This window comes from Orientia tsutsugamushi str. Boryong (assembly GCF_000063545.1).
Lineage (GTDB): Bacteria > Pseudomonadota > Alphaproteobacteria > Rickettsiales > Rickettsiaceae > Orientia > Orientia tsutsugamushi_C.
The window spans coordinates 931,224-950,478 of record NC_009488.1; the positions used below are offsets into that span (position 1 = coordinate 931,224).

Sequence of the window (19,255 nt, forward strand, 5' to 3'; positions counted from 1 at the left end):
AATATGGAAAAGATTTTTTAACTGACCATTAATAGTTTCTAAAGAGGTCTAATGTACCTTTTATTAAGAAGTAGAGGTTTTATATGATGAATTACTTTTTCTTTCATGTTAGATCTGATTCTTGTAATCAGCTCTAAACATTGATTAGCAAATAAAGCAGAGAGTAGAATGAGTAAGTATGTTAACACAAATAGTTGAGTGATAAAAAAGATAAGAACGATGTCTATAGCAAAGATTTTTAAGTTAATGAAATACTTTTAGTAAGGAAGAGAGAAAAAGTAATTTTAATACTATATAGTCATTTACAATGAAGTTTGCGTATAAAATATCATGTTGGTAAATCTTATGATGCTATTGTCGCTTTTTCTATGCTCAAACTTCATTGTACATGACTATACATAAGCGTAAAAGTCTATAATCTTTACTTTGCATTACTATCGTTATATCAAATTTTGGATTACTAAAATAATTTATTATTGCTTCTTCATTCATAACACCAGAATAGGATAATGGAGTAGTAGAGAAGGAAGATGAGATAATGTGATTAAGTTTGTAGATAGAATAACTTGCAAGAGAAGCACAATTATATGAACCAAGAAATTAATGTGAGAACAATGTCTAGTATGCTATAAATGAAGATGTTTTTTGAAAACACTAAATACAGACCTAATTAATGAATGTTTATTTAATAAAAGCTTATCTTCTATGTCAAATAAATATGTTTTCATATCTTTACGAAGATTGTGCGATGTAAGGTTATATATACGATTGTTTGACTAAGGAAAGATAAACCGTTCTATCAACAGAAGCTTACTTGGGGCATATGCAAAGAAGTGATTTGATGTATAAAAGTCTATGTACTCGGCTTGAAAAAGGGATTGGAATTGCAAGATGAAGATTAGACTGCTAGTATCTCATAACATAGTAAAAAAGTTTGAAAAGCATATCCAATAAAGAAGAATAGAAGTTAGTTTTTATTAACTTTTACACTTTATAGAACCTACTATTAACTTGTGTTAACTTTTATTAGTTTTTATAATTAATCCTCAACTTTGATTATAAACGCCAGATTAGGATAAGGGAAAGTATGAAAAGCATAATGAAAAAGCTCTACAAGAGATAATGTACAATTATGATTATGCGAGATATTAAATATAGTTTTAATTAATAGACATTTATTGCTCACATATCTGCAAATGCAAATTTAGAATAAAAAACAGTTAGAAAGAGATAATATACAAGTGTTACAATTGTCAATGTTCAGGTTATTAAGTATAGTATTATGAACTAATACTTGTAGAAATATGATCAATAAATAAACCGTTATTAATTGAAATTATGTTTAAATATGTTGCATAATTTAATTGTACATTATCTCTTGTAAACTTTTTTCATTATGCTTTTCATACTTTCTCTTATCCTAATCTGGCGTTATAAATATATTTGCAATAATAGGTAAAAAAATTTAGAAAATTTGGAGCTAGTATTCAATCTAAGATTGAACTGAGGATCAAGCTTATGCAATTCAAGATTAACCAAGATGTTTTCAAGTTAGGTATATTACGAACAAATTGGTATAAAAAATTTGATTCAAATAAAAAGCATAATGCTGTTTAAGTAATTGTATTAGACCTCTTTCGAAACTGGTTAACGTAGTTTAAAATTATAAATGCCAGAGGTCAAATTAAATCTATGTGAGTAAGACCTAACCAATTGCTCAATTAGGCCCCTCCTCAGAACCGGACTTGCAGAATTACCGCATCCGGCTCTCAAAAATAAGATAAGCATTATGCCTTATTTGTTGTCTAGAACATTGAGACAATCTTTCCAATTTTAGGAAAATTTACTCTTTTAAGTATCTCGGTTAGTCTTTTCCAATTCATCTTACGTTTTCCTCCCATTCTATTAAACCAGTTATATATTGCCCGTTTACTTTGGTTGATAAATGAACTTACTCGTCTTTTATTATCAGATATACCATGATAGTTGATCCATTCACCTAATAACTCTAATGACTTGTGATAATGCCTGCGTTTTGTCTTGCGTATTTAGCTGACCACGCAAATATTTTCTCAGTCCTTTCAGTTTCTCAGTAAAACGATCTCTTCTTGAGGTATATTTTAGTCTCCATGTTGTGCCAAATCTTGATTTACCACAATAGCAAGTAAATCCAAGAAAATTATAACTTGTGATCTTCTTGCCTTGTTTGGCTAAATTTGCAGCATGGTCTCTACCAGATTTTATCATTTGTGATTTAGCTTCATTGATATTTAGCCCATACTTATTTAACCTTTTAGGCAAAACATCATAAAACCTTTTCGCATCTGTTTCCTTTTCAAAGACAAATACCATATCGTCGCAGTACCTCACCATTCCTGTTTGTCCCATTAAGTTTTCTTTGCTGATTTTTGCAAACCAGCTATCTATAACATAATGCAGAAAGACATTTGCCAGAATTGGTGAAACTATTGATCCTTGACGACAACCTTCTTTGTTAGTAACTATAGTACCATTTTCTATGATTGGTGTTTCAATCAGTTTCATAACTAGTCTTAGAAATTCCATCAACTCACAATGCTTGATTGTATTGAAACACTTTGTTATATCAATCTCTACTATAGCCCCTTTATTGAAGTTATACGTAAGTCTATTTAACTCCCTTAAAGCGTCGTGTGCATTTAATTTAGGTCGAAATCCATATGAATACTTTAAGAATATTTGCTCAAACACAGAGTTTAGTATCTTGCTTACTGTAGACTCGATTATCTTATCTTCAAAACATGATATTACCAAAGGTCTTTTGCCTCCATCTTCTTTTGGAATTTCTGTTATTCGTGCAGGTTTAGCCTGATATTTCCCATTGCAAATTCTAGTAAGAAGCGAGAGCAGATTTGCTTTCAACTTCTTACCATAATCCTCTTTGGTTATACCATCTATTCCTATCGCTTTCTTGCTATCGAGTTCCTTATATTGTTCTTCTAATATCTTTAAATCAATGATATGTCCAAGATTATTAAACTTTATGTCTTGATTTTTCGATGATAGCAACTTTATACGCTCAAGTTTCGTTAACCATGTATTTCTGTCTATGCTGTGTACAGTCATTGTACATTTCAATGTTTAAGACTACTTGTTATTATAAGCCTTTCAGAGTGTTAAATTTTGAGTATAGCTACTAAATTGCTATATTTACGCGGGATAAAAACGTGGTTTTTGATAGCAAAAATTGCCTAAATCACCTGCTATACCTGACATTTTTGGAGGTTAGAAATGGCGCTAAATTTGCGTAATTTGGCAAGCAATAATTGTAAAATTGCTAATAATAACAGTAGCAATAATGCAACTGTTTTTTATCGTTTTATTGGAAATTTTGTTCCAGCAGAATGGAAAGATCTGATTGGAGATAATGCTAAAGCTTTAAGCAAGACATCTAAACAGCTTCTATCATTGATAGTATATAAACTACAGATCTATTACAATAATGATATAGAGGAATTACAAGACAGTTATCACTCTTTTGAAAAGGAGTTGCAGGTTTGTCAACGCAGGGTTAGGCAATGCTTAGTTGAACTACAAAAAGCTGGTTTCATTGAAGTTGAAAATAGGACAATAATTAAAAACAATTTTAAGTTGCGTAATGTTCCTTGTATAAAACTTCTAAAAAATTTTCAGCGTTTTACTGAAAAAGAAAAAAAGAAGAAAAAATTGTCCTTCTACAACAAAAAAATTTTCACATCAATTTGCAAGAATTTGCAGGTGAACCTGCAAAAAATTGCAGCTACATATATAGATATAATAAAATAATAATAGATCTAGATCTACTGAAGTTAAGTTAGTAGAGAATGATCAAAATAAAAATGAAGATCAGCAGCAAAATTTGAAGTTTAAATATACTGAATCTGATGATTTTATAGAAATTGAGTTAGTAGGAAATGAAAAAGAAGATCAACAGCAACAACAGAATTTGAATTTCTATGAGCTTAGTGATGTTAGTAATGACAAGCCATCAAACAATGATTATGAGCAAAACAGTAAGTTAGCAACTCCAGCTATTATCGATAATTCAGAGGTTGAAAAGAATGAATGCTGCCCCAAAAGAAAAAGACTAGCAGATTATTATCCACTAACACCAGAAGATGCAGTTATACTACAACGTATGTCTAGTAGAAGCTTCAACATATACTTCATAAATCAATTACTGTTGAAGTTATCAAATAAATATTCATTCCGTTATTTTGAAAATAAGATAGCAGTGCTAAACTATATGGCAAAAGCCTTAGCAAATGAATTACTAACTACTGATCAGGCTAATAGTGGAAATTTTCGATTTAATGATGTAGGAAGATTTAAAGAACAGTATCTAGCAAATATTGAATCTGATACAGATCGTAGTATGAAGGCTCAGTTGAAGCGTAAAATAGCTGGAGTTTTTGAAGCAGATACTGCTTATCAAATTTTAACATCTTGTGATTTTGGAGCAGCAGTTAAAAACAAATATTACATCAAGTTGATTAAGAATATTTCACTGTCAGATCATATTAAATTCAAGATACTACAGGAGGTACGAGCTGTGCATAGCAATGATATTGAGCAGTTACAAGTTATACCATTTGATGAATCAAAACAAGTTATCAATAACACAACGGAGTATCAAAAAACAACAATTTTACAGCAACAAATGAGTGATGAAGATTACCTTTCAGAACTTAGTAAAGAGCTAAGTTCTAACTCTATATTGTTCAAAGTACGAAAATACATACTTCAACATTACGAATATGAGCAAGTTATTGATAAACTATGGTTTAGTAAGTTAGAAGTTGTAAATGAAGATAATGTTAATAAAAAGATATTCATTAAGGCTCTAACAAGCTTTGCAAATAGCTATATCAAATCAAATTTTAAACCCATTCTAGAGCGTGCTTTTGCAGCTCAAGGGTTTTCGTTTGAATTAGTTGAGTTTGTAGAAAGTTAGATTAATGATTAATAGCTGTGAAATACAAAATTCTACTCAGAAAAATTATGGTGCTTTATTTATTTTTTTGTTATATTGTAAGTTATATGATAACCCTTTAACAGATTGCGAAGGTTTCAAAAGGTTAAAATTCATGGATAATTTTTAATTGATTTATATGTTATTGCTAAGTAAAGTTATGCAAGATATTATAAAATTTCTGCTTGCTAATTAAGTATAAAGTTAATTTAGAGGGGAACAATGCCTAAATCTGAGCGCAGATTACATAATGATATTAAAAAGGCTATTAAAGGTAAAGGTATAGATATAGAAAAAATACAGTATCTGATTAATAAAGATAGTGCTATTGTTAATGCCAAAGATAAATATGGCTGCTATCCTTTACATCTTGCTGCTAAATACGGCAAGGAGGATATTGCTAATTGTTTATTGGATAATGGCGCTGAAATTGATGCAAAAGATAGTAAAGGTCAAACTGCTTTACATTATGCTATTAAGCATTTTAGGATTGATGCTGCAAAATTTTTGATATTACGTAAAGCTGATATAAATGCGAAAGATTATGAAGGTTATACTCCATTACATATTGCTCAGAGTAATTGGTTTATCTGCCAAGAGGCTATACATCTTCTACTTGATAGTGGTGCTAATATCAACGAAAAAGATACACAAGGTAACACTATTTTATATCATGCTATTAAAAATTACAACTTTGAGAATGTGTATCACTGTCACATAGCATCAGAAAAAAAGTATAAGTTTTCCTATCAATCTTATATAGAAGATCTACTTGAACATAATGCGGATGTCAATGATGAAAATAATGCAGGTGAGACTCCTTTACGTTTAGCTGTAAATAAAAACTATGCAGAAATTGTAGAAATTATGCTTAAACACTGTTCTACGATAAAAGATGATCAAAATATGCCTCCTATTGATTCTACTAAAAGCAGAAATTTGATGACAGAATATCATGATGCTAATACCAGATATGCTGAAGACTGTGCTCTCATAGAAAAAGATAAAGTTGTTGATGATTATTCAACAATAGAATCCAGTTTATCTGGAAGAGCTCAGAGTAATATAAAAAGCGACGGTAGTTGCAATATTATTTAGCTAGAGTTTAAAAAGATGATTTTAAACTTTGTTTATAATTTGAAAATAATGCTTTAGTAATTAGTAATGAATAAGTTCATTAACAGTGTTTCGTTGTTCATTGATTGAGTATGTAACTCCAATATGAGTGATGAAAAAATCTTTGTATAAATCTTTAATAAAGGTAGTGTTATTATTTGAAAGCATAATTTTAACACCTTTATTGGTTAGTTCATATACAAAATCTCGTAGTCTGATTTGCTCTTTTTCATCAAATGGAACTCTAGTGTAGAACCGTTCTCCAGATTGGTGATAAGGTGGATCAAGATAAACGAAGTCACCTTTTTTAGGTTCTATATATAAACGAAAAATCCATAGCGCAAATTGATACATCGGTTAAAAGTTTACTACATTTGTTTATTCTAGAGCAAATATGAAGCTTAAGATATCACTTATCAGAAAATGTTTGAGCAGATGTACCATCTCTGTTTAGCCTATAAATTCCCCTAAAGGAATATTTATTAAGATATATAAATTTTGCAGTAATATCGTTAGGATCATTACTATAATAATTGTCTCTTATTTTATAGTAGAGATTTTCAGAATGGTTTTTGTGATATAGATTTAGTAACCTGTTGACTTCATTTGGATTCTTTTTTACAGCGTGATAACTAGTAATTAAGTTGAGATTAATATCAGACAAAAAACATTGTTTAAACAGATGCCTAACTTGAAAAAATAAAGCCCCACCTCCAAGGAATGGTTCATAGTAATTATAGTATGGCCCTGAAGGAAGATGCTTTATTAGTTTAGCAACAATTCTCCTTTTACCTCCAACCCAGTGAAGAAAAGGCTTTAGTTCATTAGAAATTGCTGTTGACACAAGAATTTTGATTTAGTTTAATCTCTACCATGAATTAGAGCAAAAAATAAGCCTTAAAGCTAGTAATAATAACTATTGCAGAGCTTTTTTGTAAATCTTTTTTAATGATATTTTTGTAGCTAGGGATACAATGTGATAATTTCGCATCTATTTTAAAAAAAAATGAAAAAATTTTTCATAATTATGACAAAAAGTCATGTACTGATAAAAATCGAAATGATACTGTATACCTGATATTATCTGAGATTTAAGATTTAGATAATATTCTGATAGAGATTAAAACTTAAACCGCAAAATTTTCTTTTTAATCTCTAGGAAGCAATTTAACAACTTAAATAGCAGGAGAATTCTATGCCTATTGAAGACGAAGGTCAAAATAAAATCAATAAATTAACCGAAAAATTATCTACAGAAGGAATTAATAGCACAACAATAAAACAGGTAGATGCAGAATTGCAAAAACTATACTGTCAGCTGGAAAAATCTGGGCAAGTAAGCATAAAACTCATAGATTGGATACAATATTTTAGGCGAATCGTAAATAACTATGATAAAAAAAAGATAAATATAATAGCTTCTCTGAATGGAATAATTTTTTTATTTAGACAATACATAGCATCAACAAATATAAGGATTGAAACATTTAACATAGAATCACTAATAAATAATACTGTTATCAGAATGAGGAAAAATTTTGAAAATGAGAATATAAATCTAAATGTTCAAAATGATATAAAGACAGTTCTGATTGGAGATAGTTTTCGAATAAAAGCAGTAATAAGCCAGTTAATTGGTAGTGCTATTATAAATAGTAGTAAGCATAGCAAGATTACTATTAACATCAATCAGTATTCAGAAATATTACAATTTACAGTACAAAATATAGTACTAAGCCCTTCTAAAGAAAAATTAGAAAGAATAAATTCCGAACTAGAGAATTTGAATTTGGTAACATATCAAGAACTAGGAGAAGGATTAGCATTTATTAAACATCTTATACATCAGCTAAAAGGAAGGCTAAGAGCAAAAGAGGAAAATAATTACATAACTTTTGCATTTGAAGTTCCAATAACTAGTTTTAACTCTTCTTTTGGCGAATGTTATGAAAAAAAAATAAGTAACCAATGGATAGTACAAATCCCTTCAATGCTAATTACGTTGGTAAATGGAGAAAGGGAGAATATCGATGAATATATAGAGATAATAACAAAGTTAAGAAAAGCTAAGTATCAGGTCGAGGTAGCTGAATCATTGAAAGAATATTGTGTGAATCTGATACAGAATATCAAATATAGATTTAATATTGCAACTAGTGAAATTGTAAGGCTAGCAAGCGAGATCATGTTAAGTGATTCAAAAAATAAAGATAAGCTGAAAACAATATTAAATCGATCAGCAAATCTCCAAGAGTACTGTAACGATGTAGTTTACACGCTTAGAAGCGAAATTGAGAATGAAAATTTATGTTTAAAAAAATTTAGCATACAAAAGTTAGTAAAGGATGCTGTCAGGAGACTAGAAGACATTGCAAAAGAGAAAGATATAAAAATCAATTACAATTTTCAGTACAAAATGAAGGATATTGTGATTGGAAATAATGATCACTTACAAGCTATATTAAGTCAATTAATAGGAAGCGTCATTAGATTTAATCACAGCTACAAGGTTATAATTACAGTTCATTTGTTTACTGTAAAAAATTATATAAAAAGCGATAACATACTACAATTTAGAATACACGATAAAGGAAGCGGTATTTCAAAAGAAAAATTAGGGAATATAAAAGCTAAATTAGCTGATTTTGACTTGGTAAGAGACTGTCCGCTAATGCTTGAATCAGGATTATGGTTTGTAAATTACCTTATTAATCAACTTAATGGAGAAATGGAAATAGAGAGTGAAAAAGACAAGTTTACAACCATTACTTGCAATATTCCAGTACAACTTTTTTAATCAAATTAATTCGCTTCTTTTACAGTTTTTATCTGAGATTGAAGTATATAAAAAGTTTAATTTATTGTATAATTTATTAAAGATTATTTAGAGATGAAAAATGATAGACTTTTATAGCGAAAGCTTACTAAATAAGCTGTTTGAAACCAACGTAAGATTTAATACTGAAATTGATCTTGATAAAGTTGAAAAAGCTATATTTTATGCCCAAAAATATCATGGTCAGCAAAAGCGAGATACTGGAGAACTATACTACACACATCAATTAGAAGTAGCTTATATGGTATCAGACTACAGCTTTGAAACTGATACAATTATTACAGCAATACTACATGATACACTCGAAGACACAACACTAACCAAAGAAATAATAAGTCAAGAATTTGGTAATAATATTGCAGAACAGGTTTCAGACCTCACCAGAATTAAGGATAATCAAAAAATCAGTTCTGGAGAAATGATTCAAACATTTTATAGGCAAAATAAAATAGAACTATTATTAATTAAGCTTTTCGATCGATTCCATAATATTCAGACTGTATCAATAAAACCTTATGAAAAAAGACAAAAAATCGTCATTGAAACTCAGCAAGAATTTATACCTCTTGCTCAATACCTTAAACTACCAGAGATTGCCATAGAGCTAAATAAATACTGTGAGCTTTATGCTAGTTAGAATGCAAACTTTTTCTAACTAGCATACATAGCATTATATATTTGCAAAATGGAGCATTGCTGCTTGAAATACATATACTATCGTTCTGGATCATCAATTAATAATATATCACCTACAAAATCTCTAAATTGATCAATATCTAAAACACTAATGCTACTTTCACTGTGATGGATGCATTTGCTACTTTCATTGTGATTCATGCATTGTTGAGTAAAAAAATCATCTAATTGTTTCTGTAAATTTTCACTGTGACTATTGTATACAATAGCTAGGCTAGATTTGTAAGGTTTGAACCGTAGAGATACATAATAATACTTCTCTACTATTAATCTTAGTGTATTAAAAGTAAAACTTACTTGTGTATATAATACATTTTGTTTGCTTTGGTCTTCACAAAAGTATTCTAAGGATATAGGAAGATCATCTTGAGTACTACGTATAACCCTAATTGTTTCTGTTTCAGTATTACGAAGCTGCACAATTTTATCTTGAATGCATCGATATGTGCTGTTATTCCATCCAAGCAAGAACAAAATATTATAACCTCCATGGTTAAATATACAATTGTAAACTAATTTTGTTAGCTCAGCTAAATTATTGCTGTTAGGTAAGATTTGAATAGAATCACTAGTATCACTGATTCGCATAACCACCATATATATTTAAAATTGCATTACACTCCTGGTTTATAAATTACATTAGCTGAATTATCAAGCTGTGTTTGTTGTATAAGTATTAAAAAACTAATACACAAGCTCAAGTTTATACTGAACATTAAGAAGGCCATTCTTTAAGGCCTCAATGTCCTTAACATTGCTGCACCATTCTTGACGAAAGCTATTCCATTTTAAGCCATGAAGGCGAATGTAGCGCTTAGTGTTTTCATCTGGTTCAGAGGAAAATTTTAAAATCACAGCAGCTTTATTTTGCTGTTCCTTATCAAAAATATTTTTACCGATTGTAGTCCAATGATTCTGAACATTTGGATGTTGTGTTAAAGTTTCTTTTAGTGAAACAATTGCACCAAATAAAGTGTTTGTCTGTAAGTGATCAAGCTTAGCCTTAGCGACTAGTCCACCCATTTCGATAAGACGTCGAGTACGCATTTTACGTTCTTTGATTTTGAGGTTAACCTCATCCATGATTAGCTTAGCTTTTTTTGTTGGAGAGTAATTTTTTGCTGCATAAGATTTGCCATGTTAGTAATTCAGAAAGATAAAAAAATCAGGCAAGAATATATCAAAATAAAATTCCAGTAAAGAAAAAAACCGCACCTGCCAAACCAACATCAAATAATTATAGTCAAAAAAACGTGAATTCAGGTTAGAAGCTTCATTAAAGAATAAGCTTATACGCAATATGTAAACTTGAAAGTTTACTGCTAAAAAATGGGTGCCAATTAGCCGATTGAGTGTTAAAAAAAGCAGTTTGTACTGGCAAAATCAAAAAACTCATGCTAACCTGAAACTCAGGTGAGGATTGGAGTTGAAATGGCAATACAGTTTGCAAGGATTGAATTTTTAAGTAGAATCAAAGGAGGAGATAGTTGTCGTAAGGCAGCGTATAATGCAAGAACTATTGTTAAAAACGAGAAGACAAATGTAAGTTATAACTTCTCTTGTAAAAAAGATAACGTATATCATACAGTGCTGATACCAGCTTATGTAAATCAAAAATTCAAGAATGTCCAAACAATTAATGAATGAGGTTGAACAAACAGAAAAACGAAGAAACAGTCAGCTATTGAAGGATATCGTAATAGCACTGCCAGACGATAAGGAATTGAATTTAGAGCATAGAATAGAAATAACTCATCAAATAGTTGATGCAATGGGGGAATGGGTGCAAAATGGTCTTGGAGTACAGATAGACATTCATAAGCCTCATAGAGGAGATAAAAACTGGCATGCGCACATATTGGTTACTACAAGAAGATTTAGAGAAGATGGAACTGGTTTAGGTGATAAAGCAGTAAATTTAAACCCAAAATGCATAACATTAAGTAATGGCAAAAAGGTTGTTATTAAAGATCCCGAGATGATTCATGAAAAAGTAAAAGAAATAATTAATGCATATTTTGCTAAATTAGGCTTATCAAATAGAGTTGATAAGATAAGTGCAGTACCGCAAGAGCATATTGGCCCTACTAGAATTAGGGGTTTAATTAATGAAGTTGCAAATGAAAATGAGTTACGTAAAGAGGCTAATTTAAAAATTATTAAGGATGTTGATGTAATAACGGATGCTATAACACATTACAAATCTATTTTTACTAAGCAGGATATTGAAAAAGCAGTAAAAGATATACCAGACCTAACAGAAAGGGGAATGTTAGTTCAGCAAGTGTTCAGTTCAAATAGAATACTAGAGTTATATCATGATGATGGTGAAAGTAGCAAATATTTTACTACAACTGATGTTAGAGACGAGGAAGTAAGAATAATAAGAATAGCTAATAAAATCAATAATCAAGTTTATTACAACGATATTTACAATCTTAAAAGTGATATAGAAGGTCTAGCAAATGTTAGTGAAGAACAGAAACAAGCTCTAAGGCATATTTTGCTTAGCACTAGTGGAGTTAGAGTACTAAGAGGAAGAGCTGGAACAGGTAAATCCACTGTTTTAGCAAAAGCATATAAAATTGCAACAAATCGTGGACAAAATGTTATTGGACTTGCTCCTACTCATAAAGCGGTATCAGAGCTGAGGAGCAAAGGTTATAAGGAAGTCTATACAGTAAAAGGATTTTTGTATAATCGAAAAAAAAAATTTTTATGCAAAATAGGTTAATAGTAGTAGATGAAGCTGGAATGGTTGCTACTAGAGAATATGCAGAGCTGTTTAGAGTAGTTAGAAACAATAATTGTCAACTGATACTTGCTGGAGATGAAAAGCAGTTAGCTTCAATAGAAAGAGGCGGAATGTTTGAGATGCTGAGTAATATTTTCAGTTCACATGTTTTAGTGAATATTCGAAGACAAAGTGAAAACTGGAGTAGAGAAGCAGCAACAAAGTTTGCTGAGAGTAATATTTTAAGCGGTATAACATTACTGAGACAAAATAAATGTATTAAGTTTGATAATACGTTGCAGGACTCAATGAGTAAGTTAAGATACAACTGGAGTCTAAGCAAGTTTAAGCTACATGAAAAATTGGTAATTACAGTACGTAATAAAGAGGTAGACATTCTTAATTCAAGTATTAGATCTTTGTTAAAAGCTAATGGCACGCTACAAGGCACAGAATATAGGCGTTCAATAGCTGGAAGGAAAGAGTCCTACATGGCTGGAGATCGAATTGTATTTCAAAAAAGCGATAAGGATTTACAAATACAAAATAGTGAATTTGCAACTTTAACTTCGGTTAATAAAAATGAATTTGTAGCTAAGACAGATGCAGGACAAGATGTGAGTTTTGACCCAAGCAAAATACAATAGACCTCTTTCGAAACTGGTTAAGGTAGTTCAAAATTATAAATGCCAGAGATCAAATTAAATCTAAGACCGAATCTTTTACCTCTATTTCGATATTTGTCAGCAATAATTTTGAACCGTTTTAGCATAGCAATAACGTTTTCATTGACAACTCTTTTTCCTGCTAACCTACGATTATTCTTTTTATCATTTTTAGTTAAAGGATTTTTCTTGCTTTTTTTCTTTGGTAATGCAGAATTATTGTGAATTTTTTGTATACCTTGATATCCTATATCAGTAATCGCTTTAATCTTAGGATGGATAAGAATTTTGGATTCCTTAAATAATCTAAAGTCATGTTTTTTACCGTTAGAAAAATCTGTACATATTACTTGGTGTGTTTTCTTGTCTACCACTATTTGAGTCTTTAGTGTATGCCTTTTCTTCTTTCCTGAATAATAGAATTTTTGTTTTTTTGGGTCTTTCTATTGGACTCTCAGTAGCATCAATCAAGACTACTTCATAATTCATATCGCTATTCATTAGAGCTTTACGACCTGGAAGAGCAAAGTTTGGGTGTTTAACTAAGGTGTCTTCTACCCATTTTACAGCTTTATATGCTGAACTTTCACTAATCCCATAGTTCTGACCTATATGAAAATAAGTACGGTATTCTCTAAGGTATTCTAAGGCCATCAATAACTGTTCCTCCAAATTGAGCTTATTTTTACGCCCTCCTTTTGATTTCTTAACACCATCAGCTTTCCTCAAAATATCCACCATCTTTGAGAATGTTCCCTTCCTTACTACTGTTAATCGACGAAATTTTTCATCCTTTAACTCTTTAATCTGATCTAATTTCATTATTACTTCAAATCAGATTTTTATAACACCATTTTACATCATTGTATAGTTTCGAAAGAAGTCTAATTTAAACATGGTTATGCAAGTACTGTTTATAAGGCCCAGGGAGCTTCTATAAAAGATGTATACGTTTTACATAATGGAGTAAGTAATATAAGCAGCTCATACGTAGCTATGACAAGGCATATAGAGAAATTACAGCTATATTGCAATAAGGAAGCAACTAGAAGCATTAACAGCTTAATAAATCAGCTTAGCAGACCAAATGATAAATCAGCTAGCATAACTCTGAAAACTGCTCATGATTTGGAGAAAGCACGGACAAAGACAACTGTTTTTAGTAAAATCGAAAACTGGTTTAAGTCTATAATCAATGATATCAATGATAGATCTCATGTGAATGAAGAATATTATCACTTTACTGCTAAACCAGAGCAAGAAGCTAAAGTAGAAAGAGTCCAGCAAGAGAATTGCATAAAGCAATGTACCACCAAAGATATTTCTACTCCATTGTTTATGCAAATCAAAGAACAAAGACAGTACAATTATGATGTAACCATTTTGTCTGCAGAAGGAAAAACGATATCAAGTTTTCAGGAAGCTGGCATTGATAGCAGAATGGTATATAGCTCAAATGTTAATAATTTGAAGTACTATCAACCATTTCAAGGAGAAAAGATTCTTATAGCTGCAAATAATGATAAACAGAATAAAGAATATGTAAGCACTATAAACGATGCTGCAAAAGTACTGAAAAGTAAAGGAGCAATCACTAGCATCGTAGTTCCTTCAGAAGGTGAAGATTTTAACGAAATGCTAAAAAATAAAGGAGCCACAGCTGTTAAGGAGCTTGTGATACCTGAAATCATGAAATTAGTTAATAATCAGAACGTAAAAACAGACCCTGAACAAATTGTAAAAGCTAATATAGCTCCAAAAATTGGAATTAGACGGTAGACGGTAGTACTGAAGATAGAAATTACACACATGCCTACGTAAAAATAGTAAATAAACAAATAAAGCTCTAATTTAGTGTCAAATAGTTGAGAAATTTAGACTCCAAAGATTATTATTGAAAAATCTAATCTTACTATGTATTATGAGATGTATTGGTAAGTTAAGAATACTTTTTACTGTAACAAAAATATACACAATAACTGAGGCGGCTATAACAAAAATGATTCCTGCTTGTATGTTACATAACAATAGTTATCATTGACAACAATATTACCAATCATTTCATTGCCTTAGTCGACTCAGTTATTGCGTATATCTACCTTATTTTATATGTTATTATTTTAACCAATAAATATTTAACCTATAACTATACTATCGTCAGTATATCTCAATATTCCAATTATTACTACTTCTTTTGTTAACCAATCCAAGCTAAAGTAATAGCTATAAAATAGCTCATAGCATGGTCTATGTAATTTTCGTTACGCTAAGTAGAATATCGGAAGTTATGTAACTTTTGCAAGCTCTACATTTAACAGGAAAACTATCTCAATAATCACTTAGCAATAAAATTATAATTCAAACGGTAAAAATAGCAAATGTTTATACCGCAAAACAATTTAGTGACGCGAAGGTGAGGTTTTATATGACTGACAAAATCAATGATTCAAATAATTTCAATAACATTCATAATTCAAAAACAGAGATAGAAAATTCTAAGGCTAACAGCTGGAACCACAACGTGGCTGTAAAGTTGATAAATGGTGATATTGCTGATGGTATAGTGCTGCTTAGTGATCATAATAGCTTAAAGGCTAATAACACTCTGAAAGAATCAATAAACCAATTAATCAATGATTGGAAAAATAGTAAAGTTGAGCCGCATGACCGCTTGATAATTGCTGGTCATAAGGAAGCTGAAAATATTAATCAACACATCAGAAATTATATGAAGGAAAATGGTGATCTAAAAGGCCCAGAATACAGCATTTTAATTTCAGGAGCTGAATCAAAAAAATATGCTAACTACATGGCTGGAGACAGAATTATTTTTCAAACAAACGATAAGGATTTACAAATACAAAACAGTGAATTTGCAACTCTAGTATCAATTGATGAAAATAAGTTTGTAGCTAAGACAGATACAGGAAACGAGGTAAGCTTTGATTTGAATAAAATAAGCTTTAAACATGGAACATCTATAATGGAACATCTATAAAAGATGTATATATTGTGCATAATGGAGGAGTAAGCAATATAAGTAACTCTCGTAGCTATAGACATATATTGTAAAAGAAGCTACTAAAAGCGTTAACAGTTTAGTAAATTAGTTCAAGCAAGGCAAATAAAAACTCAGCTAGCATAACTCTGAAAATCGCGTACAATTTCAATGAAGGATGGATCCAGGAAAAACAACTGTTTTTAGTAAAATTGAACATTGGTTTAAGTCGGTAGCAACTGATATCAATGACAGATATCATGCGAACGAAGAATATTACAAGTTTCCTTATGAAGTAGATGAATCAGCTGAAGTAGAGAGCTAAGGCAAGAGAACATCATAAAGTAATGCTCACTCAAAAGACATTTCTACTCCATTGTTTATGCAAATCAAAGAAATAAAGACGCTACAATTTTGCTTTATAAAATAAAAGCAAAATTAGCAACTTTAATTATTGTTGCTTGTTGTATCACTTACATCACCTGATAAGCAGTGTTCTCTAAATTCCTCAATAGTAAAGACATTAACTTCATCACAGCGATGATTACTTTGCTGATATTGAGCAAACTCGCGCACTGCATTTATAAAACCTTGGCTTGAATCGCTACATACAAAAGTAAAATCTACAGGTTGCGAGTGTTGCTGTTGACATTCTATAATTTTGGATTCTAGTGTTTTTAGCTTATCTTCTCCATCAGCATGATCCTCAAAGTTTGGTACTTGATATACTACATCCCTGAAATTAGAATTAACATATTTTATTGTTGTTAGTATAGCAGGTATCATATCATAATCAACACGTCCACTAACTTTTGACTGATAAAAACTAGCTGTTTTAGCGATATTATACTGCTCATCATCATCTCCTCCAATAAAAATCAACTCCCTATCCTTATTTGAATTTGATTTTAATTTAAACAAAAAATCGAGAATTAACTTTCCATTTTCTGATAATGGTCTATCAGATTCATATTCGTACATAATTACCTAAGTTATTTAATTGATAATATATTAATAATTTTATTTAATTATTAATATATTATCAATTAAATAACAAGAAAATATGCAATTTAATTAAAATATATTAAGATCTTTCGGTAAAATCAGTGGATCGTTCATAACAATCGCAAAACGAAATGCGAATGACCCTAATATAACAATTATAGCCGAAGGGGCTGAAACAGCATTGAGCTTACAGCAATCAGGCATTAAAGGTAATATCATTGCCAGTGCAGGAATTTCAAATTTGACAAATTATTCACCATTTCTAGGCGAAAAAATCATCATTGCAGCAGATAATGATGGAAAAATTTCTCTAACTAATAATACTGTAATTAAAGCTGCAAAAACGTTAGAAATGAAGGGAGCGATAACTTGTATAGTCAAACCACCAGAAAATGGTGATTTTAATAATCTTCTGCAAACTTGTGGAGACCAGTCAATTAGAGACATTATAGAACCTGAAATTACTAAACTGACTAAGGCAGTTGAAACAACCAAACTTACTCAAACAGAAAATAATAGTATAGCAAAACAAAATGATATTACGAATGTTAAAGAATTGTATAATAAATCTTCATCTCTATACTACTGTAAACAAGAAGAGGAAGCTAAGGTGGAAACGATAGTTGTGAATAAATATCTAGAAAACCATACAGAAATTTATAGTTCAAAAATCTTTGATAATCCTAATTTAAGAGCAAATATGGTTTTTGATGAAAAGACTCAAAAATCCTGGCCTACACTCACTATTTTTGTTAAAAATGACAAAGATGAAATTACTGGAGCTAAGATATTAACTCTGAATTCAAAAACATGTAATAAAGCTGATGTAGCTGAAAAATCTGTTGGTACAATTAGTGGCTCATTTGCTGAAATTGCTCAACAAAATTCAAAATATTCACCTGTAACAATCATTACAAAGGATATTGAAACAGCGTTAACCATTCAACAAGCTGGAGTCGAAGGCAAAATCTTATGTGCAATTGAAGCAGAAAATTTGCAAAACTATAATCCTGGCCCAAAAGAAAAGATCATTCTAGCAGTTAAAAATGACGTAAATACTGAAAAAGCTGAAAAAGTTCTAGAGGATAAGGAAGCAGTAGTCTGTACAGTCAAAAATGACTTCAATAATGTATTAAAAACTCAAGGATTATATGCTGTTAGAAATATTATCAGCCCTGAAATAAGAAAACTTAATGAAAAGAATAAATCCATACAAACTAATATACAACCAAGATTATGTCTGAAACACTAGGCAGAGTATGACGCAGCATTTTTTATAAAAAAAACTATAGGCTGAAAAATATGACAAAAAAATTAAAGCATGATTCATTGGCAAAGACAATCATGAGCGATCCAGTGGCTGCACAAGAATTTCTAGAGTATTATTTACCAAGTGATTTCAAGAGTTTAATAGATTTATCAAAAATAAAAGTAGAGCAAGAAAGTTATATAGAAGAATCGTTAAAAAAAATATAGCGATATCGTCTATAAAGTTGCAACCAAAAAGCATGGCAATGCTTTTATTTATATATTAATTGAAGCTCAATCAACCGTTGATTATTGGACAGCTCTGCGGTTATGGAGATACACATTGTTATTGTGCGAAAGGCATAAGAAAGAAAAAACTAAATTACCATTAGTGTATAATTTAGTGATCTATAACGGCAAAGAAGTCTACAACGCACCTAGAAATTTGTGGGATTTATTTACCGATTCAATGATAGCTAAGCAATTAATGACCTCTGACTATCAATTAGTCGATTTGCAAAGTATGTCGAATGATGAAATTATTAGGAAAAAGCATATCGGAATGCTCGAATATATGCTAAAACACATTCATCAACGAGATATGTTAAAGCTTTGGCAAGAGTTTCTAATAAACTTCAAACATGTTTTAATACTTGATAAAGAAAAAGGTTATGTTTACCTAAGATCATTTTTATGGTATACTGATACTAAATTACTAGAGAATCAGCAACCAGAATTAGAGCAGATTCTGGCTAAGTATTTATCTGAAGAAGAAAAAGGTAATATTATGAGAACTATTGCTGCAAAATATATTGATGAAGGCATAGCTAAAGGCAGAGCTGAAGCTGCACAAGGGCTTGCAAGGAACTTATTAAAAGCTGGCTTTTCAGTTGAATTTATTGCTGAAAATACTGGGTTATCAAACGAAGAAGTGGTTAATTTAAAAGTTAGCATGGATAATTCTTGA

General features: G+C 30.5%; 16 protein-coding genes and 4 pseudogenes. 13 read left to right on the forward strand and 7 right to left on the reverse strand.

Annotated elements, in window-relative coordinates:
• Positions 1 to 504: 504 nt before the first annotated feature.
• Positions 505 to 743 (reverse strand): annotated as a pseudogene (locus OTBS_RS16320) (transposase); the annotation flags it as partial.
• A 1,252-nt stretch (positions 744 to 1,995) separates the two neighbouring features.
• Positions 1,996 to 3,105, reverse strand: a complete 1,110-nt coding sequence (locus OTBS_RS04515) for a reverse transcriptase domain-containing protein (protein ID WP_080571842.1) — start codon at positions 3,103 to 3,105, stop codon at positions 1,996 to 1,998.
• 165 nt (positions 3,106 to 3,270) lie between these two features.
• On the opposite strand from OTBS_RS04515, the gene OTBS_RS15085 reads away from it, so the two are divergent.
• The 3 genes from OTBS_RS15085 (at position 3,271) to OTBS_RS10325 (ending at position 6,088) form a co-directional block, all read left to right on the forward strand.
• Positions 3,271 to 3,804 carry a hypothetical protein gene (locus OTBS_RS15085; protein WP_041621224.1) on the forward strand — a complete coding sequence of 178 codons (534 nt, stop codon included), beginning with the start codon at positions 3,271 to 3,273 and terminating at the stop codon, positions 3,802 to 3,804.
• A gap of 73 nt (positions 3,805 to 3,877) precedes the next feature.
• A complete protein-coding gene (locus tag OTBS_RS15090; protein ID WP_232488919.1) occupies positions 3,878 to 4,972 on the forward strand; it encodes a hypothetical protein in 1,095 nt (364 codons plus the stop codon).
• A 240-nt stretch (positions 4,973 to 5,212) separates the two neighbouring features.
• Complete coding sequence (locus tag OTBS_RS10325; RefSeq protein ID WP_011944722.1) at positions 5,213 to 6,088, forward strand: ankyrin repeat domain-containing protein; 876 nt, start codon at positions 5,213 to 5,215, stop codon at positions 6,086 to 6,088.
• Positions 6,089 to 6,148: 60 nt separating this feature from the next.
• Here OTBS_RS10325 and OTBS_RS04535 read toward each other — a convergent pair.
• Positions 6,149 to 6,950 (reverse strand): annotated as a pseudogene (locus tag OTBS_RS04535) (DNA adenine methylase).
• 351 nt (positions 6,951 to 7,301) lie between these two features.
• Between OTBS_RS04535 and OTBS_RS16325 the strand changes: the two are divergent.
• Together OTBS_RS16325 and OTBS_RS04550 are read left to right on the forward strand one after the other, a co-directional pair.
• On the forward strand, positions 7,302 to 8,903 hold the full coding sequence (locus tag OTBS_RS16325; protein ID WP_011944723.1) for an ATP-binding protein: 1,602 nt from the start codon (positions 7,302 to 7,304) through the stop codon (positions 8,901 to 8,903).
• Between the two features lie 100 nt (positions 8,904 to 9,003).
• Complete coding sequence (locus OTBS_RS04550; protein WP_011944724.1) at positions 9,004 to 9,579, forward strand: HD domain-containing protein; 576 nt, start codon at positions 9,004 to 9,006, stop codon at positions 9,577 to 9,579.
• A gap of 77 nt (positions 9,580 to 9,656) precedes the next feature.
• On the opposite strand, the gene OTBS_RS04555 is transcribed toward OTBS_RS04550, so the two are convergent.
• On the reverse strand, positions 9,657 to 10,235 hold the full coding sequence (locus OTBS_RS04555) for a hypothetical protein (protein ID WP_011944262.1): 579 nt from the start codon (positions 10,233 to 10,235) through the stop codon (positions 9,657 to 9,659).
• A gap of 87 nt (positions 10,236 to 10,322) precedes the next feature.
• A pseudogene (locus OTBS_RS04560) lies at positions 10,323 to 10,777 on the reverse strand (conjugal transfer protein TraD).
• Positions 10,778 to 11,051: 274 nt separating this feature from the next.
• On the opposite strand from OTBS_RS04560, the gene OTBS_RS16330 reads away from it, so the two are divergent.
• Genes OTBS_RS16330 through OTBS_RS17595 form a run of 3 tightly spaced genes read left to right on the forward strand, consistent with a single transcriptional unit; the run spans position 11,052 to position 13,019 of the window.
• Positions 11,052 to 11,285: a hypothetical protein gene (locus tag OTBS_RS16330; protein ID WP_162097307.1), complete on the forward strand. Its 234-nt coding sequence runs from the start codon at positions 11,052 to 11,054 to the stop codon at positions 11,283 to 11,285.
• Positions 11,263 to 12,372, forward strand: coding sequence for a MobA/MobL family protein (locus OTBS_RS17590; RefSeq protein ID WP_269763914.1), 1,110 nt, complete (start codon positions 11,263 to 11,265; stop codon positions 12,370 to 12,372). Before OTBS_RS16330 ends, OTBS_RS17590 begins: the two co-directional genes overlap by 23 nt.
• Entirely contained in the window at positions 12,357 to 13,019 is a 663-nt protein-coding gene (locus tag OTBS_RS17595) for an AAA family ATPase (protein WP_050897530.1), read from the forward strand. The genes OTBS_RS17590 and OTBS_RS17595 overlap by 16 nt, the downstream gene beginning before the upstream one ends.
• Before the next feature lie 17 nt (positions 13,020 to 13,036).
• On the opposite strand, the gene OTBS_RS12005 is transcribed toward OTBS_RS17595, so the two are convergent.
• Positions 13,037 to 13,859, reverse strand: a protein-coding gene (locus OTBS_RS12005; RefSeq protein WP_157866362.1) for an IS5 family transposase whose coding sequence is annotated in 2 segments (ribosomal slippage) — positions 13,037 to 13,472 and positions 13,471 to 13,859 — 825 coding nt in all. Because the reading frame shifts where the segments join, the coding sequence is not laid out codon by codon here.
• Between the two features lie 174 nt (positions 13,860 to 14,033).
• Here OTBS_RS12005 and OTBS_RS04580 point away from each other — a divergent pair.
• From OTBS_RS04580 to OTBS_RS14095, 3 genes are all read left to right on the forward strand, one after another.
• Entirely contained in the window at positions 14,034 to 14,816 is a 783-nt protein-coding gene (locus OTBS_RS04580) for a toprim domain-containing protein (protein ID WP_041621226.1), read from the forward strand.
• 646 nt (positions 14,817 to 15,462) lie between these two features.
• Positions 15,463 to 16,035 (forward strand): hypothetical protein, encoded by a 573-nt coding sequence (locus tag OTBS_RS04585; protein ID WP_041621227.1) that lies wholly within the window; start codon positions 15,463 to 15,465, stop codon positions 16,033 to 16,035.
• 178 nt (positions 16,036 to 16,213) lie between these two features.
• On the forward strand, positions 16,214 to 16,360 hold the full coding sequence (locus OTBS_RS14095; protein WP_157866365.1) for a hypothetical protein: 147 nt from the start codon (positions 16,214 to 16,216) through the stop codon (positions 16,358 to 16,360).
• 122 nt (positions 16,361 to 16,482) lie between these two features.
• On the opposite strand, the gene OTBS_RS04590 is transcribed toward OTBS_RS14095, so the two are convergent.
• A complete protein-coding gene (locus OTBS_RS04590; protein ID WP_011944725.1) occupies positions 16,483 to 17,016 on the reverse strand; it encodes a hypothetical protein in 534 nt (177 codons plus the stop codon).
• Between the two features lie 205 nt (positions 17,017 to 17,221).
• Here OTBS_RS04590 and OTBS_RS04595 point away from each other — a divergent pair, with 205 nt between their 5' ends.
• Both OTBS_RS04595 and OTBS_RS04600 read left to right on the forward strand, forming a co-directional pair.
• A complete protein-coding gene (locus OTBS_RS04595) occupies positions 17,222 to 18,292 on the forward strand; it encodes a toprim domain-containing protein (protein ID WP_041621228.1) in 1,071 nt (356 codons plus the stop codon).
• A 50-nt stretch (positions 18,293 to 18,342) separates the two neighbouring features.
• Positions 18,343 to 19,255, forward strand: a pseudogene (locus OTBS_RS04600) (Rpn family recombination-promoting nuclease/putative transposase).